We start from the raw sequence: 1426 nt of genomic DNA, 5'->3' as shown, positions 1-1426 counted from the left end.
TAATGCCAGTCAGTTAAGCTGACTGGCATTTTTATTTCTGATCGGATACTTCGGTGATTTCAGCCGAATCGCCCGAGGATAAACGCGCTCCTCACGTCGATGCGGCAGCACGTAGTGCGGCGCTGAAGCATGAAGCTCGGCCAAATACTTGGGAATGTTCCCGGAACGGTCGGCGGAGACGCTGTTGATAAACCCGAGAATCGCCCAAGTGCAGGCGGTAAAGCTCATTTCGCACGGGTAAATGCCAGGACAGTGGCGACTCATTTCCACCATCTGATAGCGCAACAAGTTGTAGCCCAACAACACGCCCCACAACTCTTGCTCGATCATCTCTGGCGTCTTGCTGCGCAGCGTATAACTGCTGTTGAGCAGCGTCTGTTTCATCTCCCGAAATCCGAGTTCAATCTCCCATCGCTGGCTGTACAGATCGACGATTTCGTCGGATGGAAAGCGCAGCGGATCGGCCATCGACGTCAGGATCTGACACACCTTGCCCTTGACGGTTTTGCTCAGCAGTCGCGCTGTCAGCCGATCCGGCAACCCGGGCCATTGCTTGCGGGCCTGCGGCGAAGTGCTCAGCGAAACAATCGCATCCTGGCGCCCCAAACGCTGGATCACCTCGTACTGCGAGCCTTTTTTCAGCGGCATCAGCCAGTGGCGTTCGACGCCTGCTTGCTGCCATTGATGCAATAAACCTAACGAGTAAAAACCACGATCAAACAGCGTCAGCGAGTGATCGGGGGTGGTTTCGATCAGTTGCTCGGCCAGTTTCATTTCGTTGCTGCGGTAGCCGTCAAACGCACTTCCAATCAGCAAATGGCTGGTCAACTCCATTTGGCAGACCATGCGCACCTGAGGAAAACCGGTGTCGCCATGCTGGTTGCTGGCGGAGTCATAGCGCGCCCGATTTTCCGGCGTGTCGGGCGTGCGCCAGACAACGCCATCGACGCCCAACAAACGCAGACCGGCCCAAGTCGGATGGCCGGCCGCCTCATGCCAACTTTTCTGGGTCAAATCGAAGACTTGTCGTACAGCTTCGCTGCCCAATCTCTGACGGGCCTGGACTACGGCGCTGGGGGCCACCAACGGGCGCTGGCCCGGCAACATGATGTTCATGCGACTGACCACATCCCAGGCAGACATGCGCCGGAAGAACGCCATGGAAATCACGCACCAGAGCATCATTTCCAGCGGCAAACGACGCTTGCGCAGCGTCGCCACACCCGCTTGTTCAAGCGCCTGTTCGACCAAAGAAGGATCGAGCAAGGCATCCAATCCCTCGATGGCGTTGGGGGTAGAGGCGATGTTGTGGGTCAGTTCCAGTGCCCGAGCGAGACGCATAAAAAAATCCGATGCCAGTGTAGGCATCGGATTTTGATTTTTTGCGGCCAAAGGTCAAGCGAGAAGGCTTAACTGATCGGCATTA

The 1426-nt window shown here is 56.5% G+C and carries 1 protein-coding gene; it reads right to left on the bottom strand.

Translation table 11 applies throughout. The annotated features are described in order from the left end of the window. Nucleotides 1-9: 9 nt before the first annotated feature. Complete coding sequence (locus INT12_RS30375; protein ID WP_017849527.1) at nt 10-1341, bottom strand: IS4 family transposase; 1332 nt, start codon at nt 1339-1341, stop codon at nt 10-12. Nucleotides 1342-1426 lie beyond the last annotated feature (85 nt).

Origin of the sequence: Pseudomonas sp. K8 (assembly GCF_014889455.1) — a bacterium.
GTDB lineage: Bacteria > Pseudomonadota > Gammaproteobacteria > Pseudomonadales > Pseudomonadaceae > Aquipseudomonas > Aquipseudomonas veronii.
This window is presented reverse-complemented; position numbering and strand designations above follow the sequence as displayed.